Consider the following 19,634-nt stretch of genomic DNA (forward strand, 5'->3'; position numbering starts at 1 on the left):
CATGCGCGGAAGGGCGCAACCCAGGCGAACCCCCGGCCGCTGAGCGTACGCTTGGAAAAAGAGTCCCGCGTCACAGCCCGCACCCCGTGACCCTGCCGATACGTACGGGTAACTTCCCTCAGAGTCCCGCCCGCACCCCACCCGCACCCCGCTCGCACCCCACCCGCACCCCGCCCTCATGGAGCCGTGATGCCCGAAGCAGTGATCGTCTCTGCCGCCCGTTCCCCCATCGGCCGCGCCTTCAAGGGTTCGCTCAAGGATCTGAGGCCGGACGACCTCACGGCCGAGATCATCCAGGCCGCGCTCGCCAAGGTCCCCGAGCTCGACCCCCGCGAGATCGACGACCTGATGCTCGGCTGCGGACTCCCGGGCGGCGAGCAGGGGCACAACCTGGGGCGGATCGTGGCCGTGCAGATGGGGATGGACCACCTCCCCGGCTGTACGATCACCCGCTACTGCTCCTCCTCCCTCCAGACCTCGCGGATGGCGCTGCACGCCATCAAGGCGGGCGAGGGCGACGTCTTCATCTCGGCGGGTGTCGAGATGGTCTCGCGGTCGAAGAAGGGCACCTCGGACGGGCTGCCGGACACCCACAACCCGGTGTTCGCGGAGGCCGAGGCCCGTACGGTCGCGCGCGCCGAGCAGGAGGGCTCCGACTGGCACGACCCGCGCGAGGACGAGCTGCTGCCCGACCCGTACATCGCGATGGGCCAGACGGCCGAGAACCTGGCCCGGCTCAAGGGGGTCACCCGCGAGGAGATGGACGAGTTCGGCGTGCGGTCCCAGAACCTCGCCGAGGAGGCCATCAAGAAGGGCTTCTGGGAGCGCGAGATCACCCCGGTGACCACCCCCGACGGCACGGTCGTCAGCCAGGACGACGGCCCCCGCGCGGGCACCACCCTGGAGGCGGTGCAGGGCCTGAAGCCGGTCTTCCGCCCCGACGGCCGGATCACCGCGGGCAACTGCTGCCCGCTCAACGACGGCGCCGCGGCGCTGGTGATCATGTCCGACACCAAGGCCCGGGAACTGGGCGTGACCCCGCTGGCGCGGATCGTGTCGACCGGCGTCACCGGCCTCTCCCCCGAGATCATGGGCTACGGCCCGGTCGAGGCGTCCAAGCAGGCGCTGGCCCGCGCCGGGATGTCGATCGGCGACATCGACCTGGTGGAGATCAACGAGGCGTTCGCCGCGCAGGTCATCCCGTCCTACCGCGATCTGGGCATCGACCTGGACCGGCTCAATGTCAACGGCGGCGCGATCGCCGTGGGCCACCCCTTCGGCATGACCGGCGCCCGGATCACCGGCACGCTGATCAATTCGCTGCAGTTCCACGACAAGCAGTTCGGCCTGGAGACCATGTGCGTCGGCGGTGGCCAGGGCATGGCCATGGTCATCGAGCGCCTGAGCTAGTAGGCGCCTGGCGGCTCTTTCCCCTCCCCGCCCCTTCCCGACACTGGGGCTTCGCCCCAGACCCCGAGGTCTGGGGCGAAGCCCCCCCACGCGGCGGAGCCGCAGATCGTCAGGTGTCGGGAAGGGGCGGGGAGGGGAGCAGCCCGCCGCAGGCGGCACACACGGCGGAGCCGATCCGCGGAGCCGGGCCGGACGGCCGCCTCGTAGCGCGTCTGCGAGACTGGTTCGATCCGGGCCGTGACCGAATCTCCCCCAGGATGTGACAAAAGTCCTGGGGGAGAGCCGTCTGCCCAGCTCAGCACCGGTGTCCAAAGGCCCGCCCGGTACCGAATTCTGCCCATTTGGTGATGGTATGCACTGACGTCGAGAGGCGATAAGCCTCAAGCTGAGGTAGGAATTCGGGGGATCTACAGCCAACCGGGAGTACGTCAGTGAGCCCCACGAGTCTTGTCCTCCTCCTGGCCGCGGTGACCGCCACGGCCGTAGGGACGGCCGCCCTGCACACCGCGCGTGGTGTGCGCCGGCAGATCAGTGAGCTGCGCGCCGAGCTCGCGGCCACCGTGGCCGCCGGCGCCCGGACGGGCGGCGGCGGAGACGGCGGAGGCGGAGGCGGAGGCGAGGAGGGCGGCGCGGCGGTGCCCGCGCCCCGCGCCACCCCGGCCGCCGAGATACGCGCGGCCGTCGCCGACGCGCTGGCCGAGGAGCGGGAGCGCGAGCTGGCCGAGGCGCGGGCGTTCTGGGCCGCCCAGGAGGCCAGGGACTCCGCCGGAGCGGCCGACGCCCACTCGCTGCTGAGCGGGCCGGGCGGGTTCGAGGACGCCTCCCAGGACGCGCAGCTCTTCGTGCCCCGCCAGGCGGACCTGGCCGGGCTCGAACCGCTGCTCGGGCTGGACGCGCTGGGCCCCGAGGCCATGGACTCCGGCGGGGACCAGGAGCCCGAGGTCGAGTCCGAGGTGGAGCTGGAGCTGGGCGCCGGGGCGGAGCCCGCGGCCGAGCCCCGGGAGTCCGCCGAGCTGGCGGCGGCCCGCCGTCGCCATCCGTCCCACCCCGACTTCGCCCCGTCGTCACCGGTCGCCGACCACGACCGTACGGTGAGCCGGCTCACCGAGCTGGCCGATGCCCGCACCCCGCTGTCCGATGTGCGGCCCGGCCCCCTCGGCACCCTCGATGTCTACGTCTTCGCCGACGGCACCACGATCTGCATGACCCCGGGCCACCGGGAGACCGCTGAGCGGCTGGCGGACGCGCTGCGCGAGGGCACCGCCCCGGTGCTGCTCGGCGGCTCGGGCGTCTCCGGTGCCTATGCGCTCACTTTCGGTTGCGGCGAGGAGAACGTGTACGTCCTCGCCGACCGCGTCATCGCCTCGCTGTAGCCGTAGCTGTAGCTGTAGCTGTAGCCGCAGGGGACACATCGCCCCGCCGTAAGCAGGCTCTCAGGCCTTGAGCGGGCCTTCAGGCCGTAAGCCGGGCCCTCAGGCCCTGCGCGGGCCGCGGACCCTCACACGCCGCAGCGCCCCGCCGCCTCCGCCACGAGCACCACCGCCTCGGCGGCCCCCCGCGCCGTATCGCCGCCCCCGGCGCCGCCCGGCGCACGCTCCAGCGCGTGCACCAAGTCATGTCCGGCCACCGCCACCTGGTCGGCGACCACGAACAGCCCCGCGTCCGGCATGATCCGCGGCGGGGTTCCCGGCTCCTCGAGCCGCTGTGCGCGCACCGACAATTCCCTAGCCAGGGCCAGTCCTTCGGCCGCGGCGCCCGCGCGCAGCCGGGACTGCGGAAGGGCGCGCAACCGGTCGGCGAGCCGGTCGACGGCGGCCAGGAGAGGCAGGAGGGGGGAGACATCATCCACGCTCCGAGCGTATGCGCCACTGAGGGACTGTTGCCAACGGGCGAACACTCAGGCACGGTGAGCTGAAGGAAACCCGGGCCAGCGACCCGGGTCCGGCATGGAAGCGTCCGGAGGCGCCGATGTCCCAAATCTTCTCCGACGAGACTCACCGGAACCTACTCTCCCGCATCCCCCAGTGCACGGGCCGTGAAGTCGCCGACTGGCTGCGCACGGTCGACGAGGGCCCCGCTTTCTTCCGATTCGAGGAGAAGGTCAGCTGGCTGCGCGGCGAGCACCAGCTCGCCTACGGCCATGCGAAGGCCATCATCCATGAACACGACTTGAGGCGTGCGGCACGCAAGCTGCTGTAGCCGCTGCCCGGAGGCAGAAGCGTGTATGACAGACCCACCGAACGGGGCGGCTTAAGCCGCATAGGAAGAAGGGCCCGCGGAGGTCTCCCCCTCCGCGGGCCCTTCTACGCGCTGTCTACGTGATGTCTACGTGCTGAGCGACGCTCAGGAGCGCTAGTCCCTGAAGATCGAGATCAGCCGGAGCAGCTCCAGGTAGATCCACACCAGCGAGAGCGTCAGCCCGAAGGCGGCCAGCCAGGACTCCTCGCGCGGAGCGCCGTACCGGACACCGTCCTCGACCTGCTTGAAGTCCATCGCCAGGAACGCCGCGCCGAGCACGACGCCGACGAGGCCGAAGACGATGCCGAGGCCACCGCTGCGGAAGCCGAGGCCGTCCCCGCCGCCGATGGCGGCGAACAGCAGATTGACCGCCATCAGCAGGATGAAGCCGATGGCGGCGGCGAGCACAAAGCGCTGGAATCGCGCGTTCACCCGGATGAGGCGGGTCTTGTACGCGACGAGCACACCGACGAACACGGCCATCGTGCCGAGCACGGCCTGCATCGGGATGCCGGACCAGCGATCGTTGTACACCTGGCTGATAACGCCCAGGAAGAGGCCCTCGAAGAGGGCGTAACCCATGATCAGCGCGGGCGAGGCCGTGCGCTTGAACGACTGGACGAGGCCGAGCACCATCGCCACGAGCGCGGCGCCGAAGCCCACACCCACCGGAAGCTGCGCGATCCACGCGACCGCGGCGGCGACGATGACGGTACCGAGGGTCATACCGGTGCGCATGACGACGTCGTCCATCGTCATCCGGCCGGTCTGCAGCGGGCCCGCCGGCGGCGCGCCGTACATCTGCTGCAGCTGTTCGGGGGTCAGATTCTGCTGGTCGCCCGCCGCGTAGGGGTTCGTGGGCGGCTGCGTCTGCGCGTGCGGATTACCGCCCGCGTACGGGTTGGCCTGACCGGCGGCGGGACTCCCGGCCTGCGGCGCCGCGCCGAAACCGGCGTAGCCGCCGCTGCGGCTGAACCCCCGTCGCGAGAAGACCGGGTTGCTGCTCCTCATCTCACTCCTCCGTGGCCGCCGAGCGCGACCTTGACTCAAGGGTAATGGGTAAGCAAAGAAAGCACCCTAGTGCCCAAGGAGGATCTTTTCACGCAGGAAGAGGCCGCGCGAGGCCCCTGCGGGCCCCGCGCACGCACTTGGGGCGACCATCCACACACGCTGAGTGCGCCCACCGGATCTGAAGGTGCCCGGAACCGGACTTGAACCGGTACGCCCGCGAGGGGCAGCGAGGTTTAAGCTCGCCGTGTCTGCATTCCACCATCCGGGCGGCGGTTCCCCCTGGGCCGCACGGTGCGCATACGGCCCTCCCCTGGAAGAGAGCAGCACGAGCCTATCCGGGGACATGCCCCCGCACAGTGAATCCTCGACCCGAGGTTGTCTTATTTTATTGGCAACTGAGGGTGCATCAGCAGCGGGGCGGGGTACCCGAAGATGCCGACGTCCATTGGACCTGCCGATATGCCCTGAACCCCCATTAACTGGGGATTGACGCAATCTCGACGCCCCGAACGGGGCGTCCTCTCCTTCTCAAGGAGGACTCCGCCGCCACCACCTACATCGCGAGACCCCCACGAGAACGGGCGCACGGGCTGATCCCGTACCCCTTCACAACCGGAACCATGGAGTGACGTCCCGCTCACTCCCGCACAGCACGACAGGAGTCATTCACCGTGACCACCATGCCCCTCGGCGTCAAAACCACCGCCCACTCCACTGGCGCGGCCGCTCGCGCCACGGACCTGAGCAAGGTCTACGGCGAGGGCGAGACCCAGGTAATCGCCCTGGACTCGGTCTCCGTCGAGTTCCGCCAGGCGGAGTTCACCGCGATCATGGGCCCCTCCGGCTCCGGCAAGTCCACGCTGATGCACTGCATGGCGGGTCTCGACACCATCTCCAACGGCTCGGCCCGGATCGGTGACGTCGAACTGACCACGCTCAAGGACAAGAAGCTCACCCAGCTGCGCCGCGACAAGATCGGCTTCATCTTCCAGGCGTTCAACCTGCTGCCGACGCTGAACGCGCTGGAGAACATCACCCTCCCGATGGACATCGCGGGCCGCAAGGCCGACCAGGCCTGGCTGGACCAGGTGGTGGCCACGGTCGGTCTGGCCGGGCGGCTCAAGCACCGCCCCAACCAGCTGTCGGGTGGTCAGCAGCAGCGCGTCGCCGTGGCCCGCGCCCTGGCCGGCCAGCCGGAGATCATCTTCGCCGACGAGCCGACCGGCAACCTGGACTCCCGCTCCGGCGCCGAGGTCCTGGGCTTCCTCCGCAACTCGGTGCGGGAGCTGGGCCAGACGATCGTGATGGTGACCCATGACCCGGTCGCCGCGGCCTACTCCGACCGGGTGGTCTTCCTCGCCGACGGCCGGATCGTGGACGAGCTGCGCAACCCCACCGCCGACTCGGTACTCGACCGCATGAAGCGCTTCGACGCCAAGGGCCGCACGAGCTGACGCGGGGCGCGCGCCCATCTCCGCACGCCGCCTCGCACTCGCCCACTCCACCCTTCAGGACTGACACCCCATGCTCCGTACAGCCCTGCGCAATGTGCTTGCGCACAAGGCCCGGTTGCTGATGACCGTGCTCGCCGTGATGCTCGGCGTGGCCTTCGTCGCCGGCACCCTGGTCTTCACCAACACCATCTCCGACGCCTACCAGAAGAGCTCCCAGAAGGGCTTCCAGGGCGTCGACGTCGCCATCACCCCCGACAAGAAGGACGACGACTCCGCCAACCCCGGTGACGCGCCCCGGCTGAGCCAGCAGCTGCTGGACCAGGCGTCCAAGGTGCCCGGCGCCGACTCCGCCTACGGCGTGGTGCAGGGCTACTCCGCCCTCGCCGACAAGAAGGGCGACCTGATCGGCGGCGGCTTCTCCAACCGCGGCGGCAACTACTACCCGGGCGCCGACGGCAAGGACGCCCGGTACACGATGACCGAGGGCCGCGCCCCCAAGGCCACGGGCGAGGTCGCGCTCGACTCCAGGACCGCCGAGCGCGGCCACTACAAGGCCGGGGACTCCATCCGGGTGTCCGTCAACGGCCCGGTGCGCACCGAGAAGGTCGTCGGCGTCTTCACCACCGACGACGGCAATGTCGCGGCGGGCGGCACCCTCGCGCTGTACGACACGGCCACCGCGCAGCGGCTGATGGGCAAGCCGGGGCAGTTCGACGAGATCGATGTGAAGGCCGCCGCGGGCACCTCGCAGGCCACCCTGAAGTCGTCGATCGACAAGGTCCTGCCCGAGCAGGCCAAGGCCGACACCGCCAAGAAGCTCGCCAAGGACCAGGCCAAGGCGATCGAAGACGGCATGAGCAGCCTGCAGACCGCGATGCTGGTGTTCGCCGGGATCGCGCTCTTCGTCGGCATCTTCATCATCGTCAACACCTTCTCCATGCTGGTCGCCCAGCGCACCAGGGAGCTCGCCCTGATGCGCGCGGTGGGCGCGACCCGCCGTCAGGTCACCCGCTCGGTGCTGATCGAGGCCACCGTCGTGGGCGCCATCGCGGCCGTGGTGGGCCTCATCGCCGGTGTCGGCATCGGCGCCGCGCTGCGCTCGGTGCTCAACTCCACCGGGGCCAAGGTCCCGGACGGTCCGCTGGTCGTCGCGCCGACCACCGTGCTGGTCTCGGTGCTCGTGGGCGTCGTGGTGACCGTGCTCTCCGCCTGGCTGCCCGGCCGCCGCGCCGCCAAGATCCCGCCGGTCGCCGCGATGAACAGCGTGCACTCCGCGCCGTCCACCCGCGGTCTGGTGGTCCGCAACACCATCGGCGCGATCCTCGCCGCCGGTGGTACCGCGCTGGTGGTGGCCGGTGCGGGCATGGGCAGCGACGGCCAGGGCCCGATGTCGTTCGGCGCGGTCGTCCTGGTGATCGGCGTCTTCGTGCTCACCCCGCTGCTGTCCCGGCCGCTGATCGCGGCCGCCTCCCCGGTGCTGCGGATCTTCGGGATGCCCGGCAAGCTGGCCCGGCAGAACGCGGTGCGCAACCCGCGCCGCACCGCCGCCACCGCCTCCGCCCTGATGGTGGGTCTCACCCTGATCACCGGTATGACGGTGATCGCGGGATCCATGCAGAAGGGGATCGACAAGATGGCGGCCGACGGGCTGAAGTCCGACTACGTCGTCAGCATGGGCGGGACCGGCGGGATGCCTCTGTCGCCCGAGGTGTCCAAGACCCTGGCGAAGCTGCCCGATGTCACCTCGATCAGCGCGCTGCGGTCCTCCCCGGCGCGGGTCGCCGGCGACTCCGACTCCCTGACCGGCGTCGACCCGAAGGCCATCAAGGACCTGGTGAACGTGGACTTCACCGAGGGCTCGTTCGCCGCGCTCGGGGGCACCAAGGCCCTCATCGACGACAAGATCGCCGACGAGCACCACTGGAAGGTCGGCTCCACCATCCCGGTGACCTACGAGGACGGCCGCAGCGGCAAGCTGACCGTGGGCGGTGTCTTCGAGGGCAACCAGATGATCCGCGGTGTCATGGTCGACAACGCCACGGTCACCCCGCACATGGCCACCGTCGCCGACTTCCAGGTGATGCTGAAGACCAAGGGCGGCGCGACGGAGAACAACAAGGACCTGCTGAAGAAGACGCTCGGCGAGAACCCGGCGATCAAGATCCAGAACAAGCAGGACACCTCCGACGAGATCGCCTCGGCCTTCACCCTGATGCTGAACATGCTCTACGGGCTGCTCGCCATGGCCGTGATCGTCGCGGTGCTCGGTGTCATCAACACCCTGGCGATGTCGGTCTTCGAGCGGTCCAAGGAGATCGGCATGCTGCGGGCGATCGGCCTGGACCGGGGCGGCGTCAAGCGGATGGTGCGGCTGGAGTCGCTGGTCATCTCGCTCTTCGGCGGGGTGCTCGGCCTCGGCCTCGGCGTCTTCTTCGGCTGGGCGGTCGGTGAGCTGATCGCCACCGAGCTGCCGAGCTACGAGCTGGTGCTGCCGTGGGCCCGGATGGGTCTCTTCCTGCTGATGGCCGCGTTCGTGGGCGCGATCGCGGCGCTGTGGCCGGCCCGGCGGGCCTCCAAGCTCAACATGCTGGCCGCCATCAAGGCCGAATAGCCGAGTAGCCGAGTAGCCGAGCAGCGGCGACCCGGACCCGGGACGTCCCCGTCCGCCCCTCTCCGGGGCGGGCGGGGACGTCCGCGTTTCGGCCTGTTTCAGCAGCGTTCAGCCGCGCCGGTGCCGCGTTCAGCCGCGCCAGTCGCGGGCGCGCAGCGGAAGCCCCGAGGCCCCGCCCTCGGGGGTGCGGACGGCCAGGACCTGGTTGACCCCGATCCGGTTGCGCTCGAAGGAGAGGGCGGAGGCCGCCATGTAGAGCTGCCAGACCCGGGCCCGGCCCGGGGAGGTCAGCCGTACGGCCTGGGGCCAGGACCGCTCCAGGTTGGCGACCCAGCGGCGCAGCGTGAGCGCGTAGTGCTCACGGATCGCCTCCACATCGCGCACCTCGAAGCCCGCCTCCTCCAGCTGGGCCACGGTCCGGCCGACCGGGGCGAGCTCACCGTCGGGGAAGACATAGCGGTCGATGAACTCGTCCACGTGGTACGCCTCTTCGTCCGGCTGGGGGCGCCGGGCGATCTGGTGGTTGAGCAGCCGCCCGCCGGGCCGCAGCAGCCCGTGCAGGATGGCGGTGTACTCGGCGTAGCGCACGGCGCCCACATGCTCGGCCATGCCGATCGAGGAGATGGCGTCGTAGGGCCCGTCCGGAACCTCGCGGTAGTCCTGGACCCGGATCTCCACCTGGTCGGTGAGCCCGGCGTCCGCGATGCGCTTGCGGGCGTAGGCCGCCTGCTCCTCGGAGAGCGTGACGCCGACGGCGCGCACCCCGTACTCGCGCGCCGCGTGCAGCACCATCGAGCCCCAGCCGCACCCCACGTCCAGCAGCCGCTGACCGGGCTCGAGCGCCAGCTTGCGGCAGACCAGGTCCAGCTTGGCGCGCTGGGCCTCCTCCAGCGTGGAGTCCGCTCGGTCCCAGTAGGCGCAGGAGTAGACCATCGAGGGGCCCAGCACCAGCTCGTAGAAGTCGTTGCCGACGTCGTAGTGGTGGCTGATGGCCTTACGGTCGCGGCGCAGGGAGTGCAGCGAACCGAGAGTGGTCCGGGCCTCCTCGCGGGGCGGGGGCGGCGGCAGCCCCGGCCCGGCGAGCGCGATCATCTCCCGGGCGGCGGTGCGCAGCCCGGGGTCGCGCAGCGCCTGGACGCCGGTGCGGAGCCGGGACCGCGGCGCGGTGGCGGGGCCGCGCTCCCACAGCAGCCCGGACAGCCGGTCCAGGGCGTCGTACAGATCGCCCTCGACATCGAGGTCCCCGGCGACCCAGGCGCGGGCCAGGCCCAGCTCGCCCGGCCGCCACAGGATCCTGCGCAGCGCCCGGCGGCGCCGGATGATCAGGATGGGCGCGCCGGGCGGACCGGCCTCGCTGTGGTCCCAGGCGCGGACGCGGATCGGGAGCGGGGTTCCCAGCACCTCCTCGGCCAGGGTGGCGATCCGCCCAGCGGCGTCGGCCATTTCGCACCTCCGTGATGGCGAGTCAGGAAGATTCACTCACCACGTAAACACCACGGAACCCGCCGTACAGTCCCGCCGACACGTCTGGAATCGGCAAAACAGCTTCAAAAGCGGGCCATCGGAGGGCGTCCGAGGGCAGACGTAAGGGCGTCCGCCCCACGGATGGCGGACGCCCTCGGCGTTCAGTTGTACGGGGCGGGCCCGTATGTTCGGGCCGGTCGGGCCCGTGTGGTCAGGACGCCTTGGCCTTCTCGGCGGGGACCGCCGGCTTGGCCGCGGTGGCGGCGCTGACCGGGGAGGCGGCCTCGTAGAACTCCTCGCGGGGGTTCTCGATGGCGCCGAGCGAGACGACCTCGCGCTTGAGGAACATCCCCAGCGTCCAGTCGGCGAGCACCCGGATCTTGCGGTTGAAGGTCGGCATGGCCATGCCGTGGTAGCCACGGTGCATGTACCAGGCCAGGCGGCCCTTCAGCTTGATCTTCATCTTGCCGAAGACGATCATCGCGACGCCCTTGTGGAGGCCCAGACCCGCGACGGCGCCCTTGTTGGCGTGCTTGTACTCCTTCTGCGGGAAGCCCCGCATACCGGAGATCACGTTGTCGCCGAGGACCTTGGCCTGGCGCAGCGCGTGCTGGGCGTTCGGCGGGCACCAGGCGCCCTCGCCGGTGGCGAGGTCCGGGACCTGGGCGTTGTCACCGGCGGCCCAGATGTAGTCGCTGCCCTGGGCCTGGAGGGTCGGGGCGGTGTCCACATGGCCGCGCGGGCCGAGCGGGAGGCCGAACCGGGCCAGCGCCGGGTTGGGCTTGACGCCCGCGGTCCACACGATGGTGTTGGAGTCGACCTCGAGGCCGTTCTTGAGGACGACATGGCCGTCGACGCAGGAGTTCATCGAGGTCTCGAGGTAGACCTCGATACCGCGCTTCTGCAGGTGCTCCAGACCCCACTTGCCCAGCTTCGGGCCGACCTCGGGGAGGATCTTGTCGGCGGCGTCGACGAGGACGAAGCGCATGTCCTCGCGCTTCACGTTCGGGTAGTACTTGGCCGCGTCACGGGCCATGTCCTCGACCTCGCCGATGGTCTCCGCGCCGGCGAAGCCGCCGCCGACGAAGACGAAGGTGAGCGCCTTGCGGCGGATCTCCTCGTCCGTGGTGGAGTCGGCCTTGTCGAGCTGCTCGAGGACGTGGTTGCGCAGGCCGATGGCCTCCTCTATGCCCTTCATACCGATACCGTTCTCGGCGAGACCGGGGATCGGGAAGGTGCGGGAGACCGCGCCGAGGGCGACGACCAGGTAGTCGAAGGGCAGCTCGTACGTCTCACCGACGAGCGGCTGGATGACGGCGACCTTGCGGTCCTGGTCGATGGTCGACACTCGGCCGGTGAGGACCTCCGCCTTGGGGAGCACGCGCCGCAGCGGAACCACGACGTGGCGCGGGGAGATGCTGCCGGCCGCAGCTTCGGGGAGGAAGGGTTGGTACGTCATGTACGAGCGAGGGTCGACGACCGTGACGGTCGCCTCGCCGTACCGCATCTTCTTCAGAATGCGGCGCGCCGCGTACAAGCCAACGTACCCACCGCCTACAACGAGGATCCTGGGACGCTCCGTGGTGCTCATGATTCGAGTATCCAGCACCCCCGAGGGGGGACCTCGTGAGCCCCTTCACAAGCATGGTGGGAGTATCTGCTACACTCCGCCGCCCCGGTGCTGGACGCCATACCCGCGTGACGGAACCATTGGCTGAATCGAGACGTTCCCACCCCTCTGAACAGGGCTTGTGACTGAACGCGGGAGTAGACCAGGCGGTCCGCGCGGAGGCACCGAACACCGCCCTGACACCTCACGATCCGGTCAGTTACGGGGCCCGGCCGCCGAAACCGCCCCAGAGCGCCGCATCGGGCGGCCACCAGGCGCCTTTTTCATGTGAAGAGTTTCACGAACTTTCTCGGAGGCGGCTCGCGGAGGGCCTCCGAAGGGGGTTCCGCGGCCGCTCATGCGTTGTCCCGCCCGCTCAGGCGATGCTCCAGGCGATCCCGTCGAGGATGTCGTGCTCACTCACCACGACCTCCTCGGCGCCGGTCCTTTCCATGATCGAAAGCAGGATGAGCGCCCCCGCGCCGATCACATCGACCCGTCCCGGGTGCATCACCGGGATCTCCGCCCGCTCGGCGTGGCCGGCGCCGAGCAGCTTGCCCGTGATCGCGCGCACCTGGCCGAGGGTGATCCGGGAGTGGTGGATCGCGGAGGAGTCGTACTCCTTCAGACCCAGCGCGATCCCGGCCACGGTGGTGACCGAACCGGCGAGACCGACCAGCGCGTGGCCGTCCGCGGGACGGCAGGCGCGGCTGAGCGGCACGGTCTCCTCGGCCAGGTCCAGCGCCCGCTCCACATCGGCCCTTATGGCGGCGATCTGATCCTCCGTCGGGGGGTCGGTGATCCGGCCGTCCACCACCAGATGGCGCTCGGTCAGCCGCACACAGCCGATGTCCACGCTGCGGGCCGCCCGCACCCCATCGCCGCCCCCGCCACCCTCGCCGCCCTCGACGCCCCCGCCACCCTCGCCGCCCTCGACGAACTCCGTCGAACCGCCGCCGATGTCCACCACCAGATACGGCCCGGCCACATGATCATGGCCGGTGAGCTCCTTGGTGGCCCCGGTGAAGGAGAACTCCGCCTCCTGGTCCCCGGTGATCACCTCGGGCTCCACCCCCAGGATCTCCACGACCCCGCGCACGAACTCCGCGCGGTTCTCGGCGTCGCGGGAGGCGGAGGTGGCCACGAAGCGGACGCGCTCGGCGCCCAGCTCACGGACGACCTCCGCGTACTCGCGGCAGGCGGCGAAGGTGCGCTCCAGCGCCTCGGGGGCGAGCCGGCCCGTGCGGTCCACGCCCTGGCCCAGCCGGACGATCTTCATCCGGCGGTCGAGCTCGACCAGCTCCCCGGTGGCCGGATCGGCGTCCGCCACCAGGAGCCGGATCGAGTTGGTGCCGCAGTCCACGGCGGCGACGCGGGTCATGCGCTCTCCTCCCGGCTCGGGTCATCGGTCCCGCGGGGGCTCACACACGGGCCCTTGCGCCACCACTCCGGCAGCATCGCGATCGCCTCGTCCCCCAGCGGATTGACCCCGGGGCCGGCCGCGAGGGAGTGGGCGACCAGCACATGCAGGCACTTCACCCGGTCCGGCATCCCGCCCGCGCTGGGGAAGCCCTGGAGCACCTCGACGGCGTCACGGCGCGCGATGTAGTCCTCGTGGGCGGCGCGGTAGGCGGCGGCCAGCTCGGGGTCGGTGCCCAGCCGGGCCGTCATCTCCTTCATCACGCCCTCGGCCTCCAGCGTGCCGATCGCGGACGCGGCGCGCGGACAGGTCAGGTAGTAGAGGGTGGGGAAGGGCGTACCGTCCTCGAGCCGCGGCGCGGTCTCCACGACGTCCGGATTGCCGCAGGGGCAGCGGTGCGCGATGGCGCGCAGGCCCCGGGGCACCCGGTTCAGCTGCTCCCGTACGGCGTGGATGTCCGCGTCGGTGGGCGCGGTGGGCTCCGTCTGGGGCGGGGGCGTATCCATGAGTGGGAAAGTTCTTCTTCGTTTCGATTCGTCATCGGGTGCGTCCGGCGGCCGGAGTGCGGCGCCTCAGCGGCGCGCGCTGCCCGCCCCCGCCGCGTCCGCCGTGTCCACGGCGTCCCAGAGGTTGGTGTACCAGGGGCGGCCGGCCGCGCCCTGGTCGGTGGAGTGCTCGGTGGAGCCGGCGCCGTCCACCACGCTGTAGCCGGTCTCGCCCGGCTTCAGGAAGTGCAGCCGCTCCCGGGCTTGCTGCTCGGTGTAGGCGGGGTCGCGCAGCCGGGCCTTCCGCTCCCGCAGCTTCTTCACGTCCTCGCGGGCCCGCTGGGCCTCGTGCCGCTGCTCGGCGATGTCGGAGCGCTGGGAGATGTACTGCCGCATCGGATAGGCGAGCGCCACGACGAGGGAGCAGACGACCAGCGCGAGCAGGGCGGCCCGGCCGGTCAGCCGGCCACGGCGGCGCTTGGTGCGCACGCGGTAGACCCGGGCGGCGGCGTGCTCGCCGAGCGCCTTGAGCCTGGTCGCGGTGGAGAACCGTTCCCGATCCGCCGGCACGTCGCCTCCCCGGTGATGACTTCGCTTGGACAACGCCGTCGAGCGACGCCGTCCCCGGCCACGGTACGGGACCGGGGCCGGGGACGGGCGTCAGACGTGTCCGCTCAGCCCTTGAAGCGCGGGAAGGCGGAACGGCCCGCGTACACCGCGGCGTCGTCGAGGATCTCCTCGATGCGCAGCAGCTGGTTGTACTTGGCCACCCGCTCGGAGCGGGCCGGGGCGCCGGTCTTGATCTGGCCGCAGTTGGTGGCGACGGCCAGGTCGGCGATGGTGACGTCCTCGGTCTCACCGGAGCGGTGCGACATCATGCACTTGTAGCCGCTGCGCTGGGCCAGCTCGACCGCGTCGAGGGTCTCGGTCAGCGAGCCGATCTGGTTGACCTTGACCAGCAGGGCGTTCGCGGTGTCGCTGTCGATACCGCGGGACAGCCGCTCGGGGTTGGTGACGAAGAGGTCGTCGCCGACCAGCTGGACCTTGTCGCCGAGCTGCTCGGTGATGGTCTTCCAGCCGTCCCAGTCCTCCTCGTTCAGCGGGTCCTCGATGGAGACCAGCGGGTACGCGGCGACCAGCTCGGCGTAGTACGAGGTCATCTCGGCGGCGGAGCGGGACTGGCCCTCGAACTGGTACGCGCCGTCCTTGTAGAACTCGGAGGCGGCGACGTCCAGCGCGAGCGCGATGTCCTGGCCCGGCTGGTAGCCGGCCTTCTTGACCGCCTCGAGGATCAGGTCGAGGGCCTCGCGGTTGGAGCCGAGGTTCGGCGCGAAACCGCCCTCGTCGCCGAGGCCGGTGGACAGGCCGCGCTCCTTCAGCACGCCCTTCAGGGTGTGGTAGACCTCGGCGCCCCAGCGCAGGGCCTCGGAGAAGGATTCCGCGCCCACGGGCGCGATCATGAACTCCTGGATGTCCACATTGGAGTCGGCGTGCGACCCGCCGTTGAGGATGTTCATCATCGGCACCGGCAGCAGATGGGCGTTCGGGCCGCCGAGGTAACGGAAGAGGGGGAGGTCGGACGCCTCGGAGGCGGCGTGCGCGACGGCGAGGGAGACCCCGAGGATCGCGTTGGCACCGAGCGAGGACTTGTCCGGGGTGGCGTCCAGGTCGAACATCGCCTGGTCGATCAGCCGCTGCTCGGTGGCGTCATAGCCGACCAGCTCGGGGCCGATCTGCTCGATCACGGCGAGGACGGCCTTCTCCACGCCCTTGCCGTTGTAGCGGTTCTTGTCGCCGTCACGGAGCTCGAGGGCCTCGAAGGCGCCGGTGGAGGCGCCGGACGGCACGGCGGCACGGCCGGTGCTGCCGTCGTCGAGGCCAACCTCGACCTCGACCGTGGGGTTGCCTCGCGAGTCGAGGATCTCGCGAGCTACGACGACGTCGATGGACGGCACGAGGTTCTCCTTCGTATGGGTCTGCGGTAGCAGCACGAGCCTAACGGGCCGGGAGGGCTGCGCCCCGCGTTCGCCCGCCCCACGAGACGGGGGCGCGACACAAAAAGCCAGATTCTGGATCAAAAATCCAGATTTCTTATGCATGGGGAAAGCCCCGGCAGGGCGCGCCATAGGGGCGGCGCACCCGGCCGGGGCTCGTTCTCAGGGGGCCGGCCTCAGGCCTGGGCCAGGGCCGTGGCCGTGGCCGTGGCCGTGGCCGGGGCTCAGCGGAGGTGCAGCTGCTGGCCCGGGAAGATCAGGTCGGCCTGCTCCACGATGTCCTTGTTCAGCTTGAAGAGCTTCTCCCAGCCGCCCTTGACGTCATGGGCCTTGGCGATCTTGCCGAGAGTGTCGCCGGACTTGACCTTGTACTCGCCGTCACCCTTCTTGACCGGGCCACGGGTCTGCTGCCGCGTGGCGTGCTCGGGCGCGGTGCGCGGCTGCGCCTTCGGCTCGGCCTTCGGCTGGGCCGGCTGGGCGGCCGGGGCCGACTTGGTGGTCGCCGAGGACTGGTCCTGCGAGCCGGAGGGCGCGGACGGGGCGGACGGGGCGGACGGGCTGCCGCCGGAGGTCAGGCCCTTGCCGCAGACCGGCCAGGCGCCCTTGCCCTGGCTGCCCAGGACCTTCTCGGCGATCTGGATCTGCTGGGCCTTGCTGGCCTTGTCCGCGGTGGAGGCGTAGGCCGTGCCGCCGTAGGCGGCCCAGGTGGAGCTCGAGAACTGCAGGCCGCCGAAGTAGCCGTTGCCGGTGTTGATCGACCAGTTGCCACCGGCCTCGCACTGCGCGACCTGGTCCCACTGCGAGGTGGTGGCCGCGGAGGCGGAGGTCGCCCCGAGGAGCGGTGCCGCCACGGCGGCACCGGCGAGACCGGTGAGCGCGGCGATACGGGTGGCCTTGGAGGGGCGGCGGTGCTTCCCGTTGGACTTGAGCATCTTTGGTTCGTTTCCTCACCGACGCCTACGAGGTGAGCTGTCGGGTTCGGACGTGAGTTGCCCGGCCGGTCGCGATGGTCGCTCCCGGCTTCACCCCAAGCCGACAAGCCCGTGTCCACAGGCCACTCGGCACCTACCTTGGGTCCCCCGCTCCTGCCTTCGGCGCTGACGCGTCGGTTCCCCCCGACCGCCGGCAGGATTCGGCGTGACGATCGACGGTGCCCGCGGTGGCGAGCGGAAAGACGGTAAACACACCTTCCAAGAACGTTCAAACACCCCAAGCGCAGTGATTGGGGCTGTAATTGATCTCACCCGGCCCACATCGGCGCAGGTGGGGCCGGGTGAGGAGAGATCGGACACGAGGTGCGCCCCGGAAAATGTGACGAGATGTATGTCTCACCGGGTCCAGATCGGGCAATTCCCCCCGAATCACTGCTCCCTGATGGTGAGGTCAAGTCGCTGACCAGGGATGATCAGATCGGGGTCGATCCCGATGAGGTCCTCGTTGGTTTCGTAGAGCCCTTCCCAACCGCGGGACACATTCTGGTGCTCGGCGATCCCTGACAGGCTGTCACCGGGGCGAACGGTGTAATCGTCGGCCGTGGAGTCCGTGGAGCCCTCGTCGCGGTCCGAGGCGCCGCGCGAGGCATGGCGCCCGGAGGGCCGCGCACTCCCCGCGTCGCCGTCGCCGGCCCGCTCCCCCGCGCCCGGGGAACCGCGGTGGCGGCCGGAGGGCGCCGGGTCGGCGGAGGGGTCCGCCGAGGGGCTCTTGGAGCCGTCCGACGCCGAGGGACCGTCCGGGTCCGAGGGGCTGCCCGAGTCCGGGTCGTCCGATGCCGGGCCGTCCGAAGCGGAGCCGTCAAGGCCGTCGGGGGACTTGGAGGTGTGGGGCGCGTCCGGCCCCTCGGCCGGCCCTGACGCATCCGACTCATCCGACGCATCCGGCTTGTCGGCCTTGTCGGATGTCCCCGAGCGGTCCTCGTCCGAGGAGGAGCCGTCCCGCCCCCGGTCCCCGGGGTCGCCCCCGTCGCGGCCCGCCCCCGGGTCCGAGTCGGCCGTGCTGCCGGGGTCCACATCGGGGGCGCCGCCGCCGTCGGTGAGCCCGGCGCCCAGCGCACAGCTCGGCCAGGCGTCGGGGCCGCGGTCGCCGAGGATCGCCTCGGCGACGGATATCTGCTGGGAGCGGCTGGCGAGGTCGGGGCGCGGGGCGTACTCCGTGCCGCCGTACTTCTTCCACATGTCGAGGGTCAGCTGGAGCCCACCGTAGAAGCCGTTGCCCTCGTTGGCGCTCCACATACCGCCGCTCTCGCACTCGGCGACGTGATCCCATGTGGCGGTCTGGGCGGCCTGTGCGCCGGTCGCCCCGAAGAGGGGGATGGCGAGGCCCGCTCCCGTGACCCCCGCCGCGACGATGATGGCCGGGGCCTGACGGGGGCGACGGTGTCGACCATTACCGGAACGCATGCGATTGACCTCTCCTATGGCGCTATGGCGCTATGGCGACAGGGTTTGCCGGTGAACATAGCGAGGGCACTCGATCATCACAAGGCGATGTATCCCAGGTCACGCCAAGGTCACACGGCTGATCATTCGTCACGTATGTCCGGCCGTACGGGCCTTGGGGGGCTCAGCCGCCCCTTTCGGGGGCTTCAGCCGTCCGCGGAATTCCAGGTCACCGGGAGGGTGCGCAGCCCGCGCATGATGAGCCCGCCGCGCCACCGCAGATCGTCCGGATCCTCCGTGAGCCGCAGCCCGGGGAGCCGCCGCAGCAGGGTGGCGATCGCGGTCTGGGCCTCCAGCCGGGCCAGCGGGGCGCCCAGACAGTAGTGGATGCCGTGGCCGTAGCCGAGGTGCTGGTTGTCCCGGCGGGTGAGATCGAGGACGTCCGGCTCCGCGAACCGCTCGGGGTCCCGGTCGGCCGCGGCGAGCACCACCAGCACCGGCTCCCCCTCGGCGATGCGCTGCCCGGCGAGGGTGAGCGGCTCGGTGGCGAACCGCCAGGTGGCGATCTCCACGGGTCCGTCATAGCGGAGCAGCTCCTCGACCCCGGCGGCGAGCAGCCGCTCGTCCCCTTCTTCCAGGGCCCGCTGCATGAGGGCGCGCTGCTCCGGATGGCGCAGCAGCGCGTAGACGCCGTTGCCGATGAGATTGACGGTCGTCTCGAAGCCGGCGAAGAGAAGGATGAAGGCCATGGCCGCGGCCTCGTTCTCGGTGAGGTGCTCACCGTGGTCGCTGGCCCGGATCAGGCCGGAGATCAGATCCTCCCCGTCCTCTTCTTCCCCGCGCTCGGCGAGCTCCAGCCGCTTGCGGTGGATCAGCTCGCCGAGATACGCCCGGATCCTCTTCACGGCGCGGGCCACTCCGCCGCGCGGGCCGCCGCCGTGCCGGATCATCGCGCCGGCCCAGTCCCGGAAGTCGTCCTGGTCCTCGCGCGGCACCCCGAGCAGATCGCAGATGGCGTAGATGGGGAGGGGGAAGGCGAACTCATGGATGAGATCCGCCTCTCCCCTCTCTTCGAGGGCGTCGATGAGCTGATCGGTGAGGGCCCGCACCCGGGGGGCGAACGCGGCCACCCGGCGCGGGGTGAACGCCTTCGACACCAGCCGCCGGAGCCGGGTGTGGTCGGGAGGGTCGATATTGAGCAGATGTGTCATCAGCTCGGCGCGCCGTTCGCCCGGGATGCCGACCTTGCCCTTGGCGTGGGCCGCCGCACTGTGCCGCTGAGGGTTCTTCGAGAGCCGGGGATCGGCCAGCGCCCTCCTGGCATCGGCGTACCGGGTCACCAGCCAGGCGTCCACACCGCTGGGCAGCGTGGTCCGGTGCACCGGGGCGTGTTCGCGTAGCCAGGCGTACGCCGGATAGGGATCGCTGGCGAACTCCCAGGTGAAGAGGGTGGGAGCGGGGCTGTCACGGGGCTGTTCCGACACCCCCCGACGATACCGGCGCGCGGCCGCCCGGCCCCCGGTCCGCCGGAAGTAACGACAGACAAGAGAAATAAGGGAATAA

The 19,634-nt window shown here is 70.6% G+C and carries 16 protein-coding genes, 1 tRNA gene and 1 riboswitch; of the genes, 5 read left to right on the forward strand and 12 right to left on the reverse strand.

The annotated features are described in order from the left end of the window. Window positions 1-189: 189 nt before the first annotated feature. Window positions 190-1,410 carry an acetyl-CoA C-acetyltransferase gene (locus tag JK364_RS47610; RefSeq protein ID WP_201857689.1) on the forward strand — a complete coding sequence of 407 codons (1,221 nt, stop codon included), beginning with the start codon at window positions 190-192 and terminating at the stop codon, window positions 1,408-1,410. 431 nt (window positions 1,411-1,841) lie between these two features. Then, window positions 1,842-2,783 (forward strand): hypothetical protein, encoded by a 942-nt coding sequence (locus JK364_RS47615; RefSeq protein WP_201857690.1) that lies wholly within the window; start codon window positions 1,842-1,844, stop codon window positions 2,781-2,783. Window positions 2,784-2,908: 125 nt separating this feature from the next. Here the strand turns inward: JK364_RS47615 and JK364_RS47620 are convergent, their stop codons facing one another. Further along, the gene (locus JK364_RS47620) at window positions 2,909-3,259 is read right to left on the reverse strand and encodes a hypothetical protein (RefSeq protein ID WP_307841628.1); all 351 of its coding nucleotides are present in this window, start codon (window positions 3,257-3,259) and stop codon (window positions 2,909-2,911) included. A gap of 119 nt (window positions 3,260-3,378) precedes the next feature. Here JK364_RS47620 and JK364_RS47625 point away from each other — a divergent pair, with 119 nt between their 5' ends. After that, window positions 3,379-3,609 carry a DUF4287 domain-containing protein gene (locus JK364_RS47625; RefSeq protein ID WP_037954490.1) on the forward strand — a complete coding sequence of 77 codons (231 nt, stop codon included), beginning with the start codon at window positions 3,379-3,381 and terminating at the stop codon, window positions 3,607-3,609. Between the two features lie 153 nt (window positions 3,610-3,762). On the opposite strand, the gene JK364_RS47630 is transcribed toward JK364_RS47625, so the two are convergent. Together JK364_RS47630 and JK364_RS47635 are read right to left on the reverse strand one after the other, a co-directional pair. Continuing rightward, on the reverse strand, window positions 3,763-4,659 hold the full coding sequence (locus JK364_RS47630; RefSeq protein WP_201857691.1) for a Bax inhibitor-1/YccA family protein: 897 nt from the start codon (window positions 4,657-4,659) through the stop codon (window positions 3,763-3,765). Between the two features lie 185 nt (window positions 4,660-4,844). Next, window positions 4,845-4,927: transfer RNA gene (locus JK364_RS47635), tRNA-Leu, on the reverse strand. A 403-nt stretch (window positions 4,928-5,330) separates the two neighbouring features. Here JK364_RS47635 and JK364_RS47640 point away from each other — a divergent pair. Both JK364_RS47640 and JK364_RS47645 read left to right on the forward strand, forming a co-directional pair. Then, window positions 5,331-6,113 carry an ABC transporter ATP-binding protein gene (locus JK364_RS47640; RefSeq protein WP_201857692.1) on the forward strand — a complete coding sequence of 261 codons (783 nt, stop codon included), beginning with the start codon at window positions 5,331-5,333 and terminating at the stop codon, window positions 6,111-6,113. A gap of 70 nt (window positions 6,114-6,183) precedes the next feature. Further along, entirely contained in the window at window positions 6,184-8,724 is a 2,541-nt protein-coding gene (locus tag JK364_RS47645; protein WP_201857693.1) for an ABC transporter permease, read from the forward strand. 129 nt (window positions 8,725-8,853) lie between these two features. On the opposite strand, the gene JK364_RS47650 is transcribed toward JK364_RS47645, so the two are convergent. From JK364_RS47650 to JK364_RS47690, 9 genes are all read right to left on the reverse strand, one after another. Further along, on the reverse strand, window positions 8,854-10,167 hold the full coding sequence (locus JK364_RS47650; protein ID WP_201857694.1) for an SAM-dependent methyltransferase: 1,314 nt from the start codon (window positions 10,165-10,167) through the stop codon (window positions 8,854-8,856). 232 nt (window positions 10,168-10,399) lie between these two features. Then, entirely contained in the window at window positions 10,400-11,779 is a 1,380-nt protein-coding gene (locus JK364_RS47655; RefSeq protein ID WP_201857695.1) for an NAD(P)/FAD-dependent oxidoreductase, read from the reverse strand. 394 nt (window positions 11,780-12,173) lie between these two features. Continuing rightward, on the reverse strand, window positions 12,174-13,178 hold the full coding sequence (locus JK364_RS47660; protein ID WP_201857696.1) for a Ppx/GppA phosphatase family protein: 1,005 nt from the start codon (window positions 13,176-13,178) through the stop codon (window positions 12,174-12,176). After that, the gene (locus JK364_RS47665; RefSeq protein ID WP_201857697.1) at window positions 13,175-13,723 is read right to left on the reverse strand and encodes a DUF501 domain-containing protein; all 549 of its coding nucleotides are present in this window, start codon (window positions 13,721-13,723) and stop codon (window positions 13,175-13,177) included. Before JK364_RS47665 ends, JK364_RS47660 begins: the two co-directional genes overlap by 4 nt. A gap of 66 nt (window positions 13,724-13,789) precedes the next feature. Continuing rightward, window positions 13,790-14,272, reverse strand: a complete 483-nt coding sequence (locus JK364_RS47670) for an FtsB family cell division protein (protein WP_201857698.1) — start codon at window positions 14,270-14,272, stop codon at window positions 13,790-13,792. 104 nt (window positions 14,273-14,376) lie between these two features. Continuing rightward, complete coding sequence (gene eno, locus JK364_RS47675; protein WP_201857699.1) at window positions 14,377-15,657, reverse strand: phosphopyruvate hydratase; 1,281 nt, start codon at window positions 15,655-15,657, stop codon at window positions 14,377-14,379. A gap of 263 nt (window positions 15,658-15,920) precedes the next feature. Then, window positions 15,921-16,628: a LysM peptidoglycan-binding domain-containing protein gene (locus tag JK364_RS47680; protein WP_201857700.1), complete on the reverse strand. Its 708-nt coding sequence runs from the start codon at window positions 16,626-16,628 to the stop codon at window positions 15,921-15,923. Between the two features lie 7 nt (window positions 16,629-16,635). Beyond that, window positions 16,636-16,803, reverse strand: a riboswitch (cyclic di-AMP (ydaO/yuaA leader). A 254-nt stretch (window positions 16,804-17,057) separates the two neighbouring features. Continuing rightward, entirely contained in the window at window positions 17,058-18,092 is a 1,035-nt protein-coding gene (locus tag JK364_RS57830; RefSeq protein ID WP_201857701.1) for a LysM peptidoglycan-binding domain-containing protein, read from the reverse strand. Window positions 18,093-18,277: 185 nt separating this feature from the next. Beyond that, entirely contained in the window at window positions 18,278-19,555 is a 1,278-nt protein-coding gene (locus JK364_RS47690) for a cytochrome P450 family protein (protein WP_201857702.1), read from the reverse strand. Window positions 19,556-19,634: the final 79 nt, after the last annotated feature.

Origin of the sequence: Streptomyces endocoffeicus, assembly GCF_016741935.1 — a bacterium.
Classification (GTDB): domain Bacteria; phylum Actinomycetota; class Actinomycetes; order Streptomycetales; family Streptomycetaceae; genus Streptomyces; species Streptomyces endocoffeicus.

Excerpts from the sequence above, each read along its gene's own strand:
- JK364_RS47610 (WP_201857689.1), top strand. The coding sequence starts at position 190 with ATGCCCGAAGCAGTGATCGTCTCTGCCGCCCGTTCCCCCATCGGCCGC.
- JK364_RS47625 (WP_037954490.1), top strand. The coding sequence starts at position 3,379 with ATGTCCCAAATCTTCTCCGACGAGACTCACCGGAACCTACTCTCCCGC.
- JK364_RS47630 (WP_201857691.1), bottom strand. The coding sequence starts at position 4,659 with ATGAGGAGCAGCAACCCGGTCTTCTCGCGACGGGGGTTCAGCCGCAGC.
- JK364_RS47645 (WP_201857693.1), top strand. The coding sequence starts at position 6,184 with ATGCTCCGTACAGCCCTGCGCAATGTGCTTGCGCACAAGGCCCGGTTG.
- JK364_RS47650 (WP_201857694.1), bottom strand. The coding sequence starts at position 10,167 with ATGGCCGACGCCGCTGGGCGGATCGCCACCCTGGCCGAGGAGGTGCTG.
- JK364_RS47655 (WP_201857695.1), bottom strand. The coding sequence starts at position 11,779 with ATGAGCACCACGGAGCGTCCCAGGATCCTCGTTGTAGGCGGTGGGTAC.
- JK364_RS47660 (WP_201857696.1), bottom strand. The coding sequence starts at position 13,178 with ATGACCCGCGTCGCCGCCGTGGACTGCGGCACCAACTCGATCCGGCTC.
- JK364_RS47665 (WP_201857697.1), bottom strand. The coding sequence starts at position 13,723 with ATGGATACGCCCCCGCCCCAGACGGAGCCCACCGCGCCCACCGACGCG.
- JK364_RS47680 (WP_201857700.1), bottom strand. The coding sequence starts at position 16,628 with ATGCTCAAGTCCAACGGGAAGCACCGCCGCCCCTCCAAGGCCACCCGT.
- JK364_RS57830 (WP_201857701.1), bottom strand. The coding sequence starts at position 18,092 with ATGCGTTCCGGTAATGGTCGACACCGTCGCCCCCGTCAGGCCCCGGCC.